General features: G+C 52.2%; 1 protein-coding gene. It reads left to right on the top strand.

Features of this window, described 5'->3' with window-relative positions:
* Positions 1-224, top strand: a 224-nt coding sequence (locus BZJ21_RS16535) for a hypothetical protein (RefSeq protein ID WP_158075562.1), incomplete at both ends; no start/stop codon positions are given.

Here is a 224-nt window from a genome sequence, read left to right as displayed (position 1 = left end):
TATGCAAAAGGAACTTGAAAAGCCCTCGGGCATCACCCCGGAAATCCAGACCTACATCGACAGCCTGGTTCAAAATATCAGCCAACAATACGAAGCTCGCATTGCTGCAATGTGGGAGCAGTTCTGGCTAGCCCAGGCCAAAAAGTACCTGCCGCAAAGTGAGAAGTTCCCCGCTCAAGGCTGCTTGTTCAACGAAGCGGAAACCCTGGTCGACATCGGACCAT

Origin of the sequence: Salinivibrio costicola subsp. alcaliphilus (assembly GCF_001996185.1) — a bacterium.
GTDB lineage: Bacteria > Pseudomonadota > Gammaproteobacteria > Enterobacterales > Vibrionaceae > Salinivibrio > Salinivibrio costicola.
This window is presented reverse-complemented; position numbering and strand designations above follow the sequence as displayed.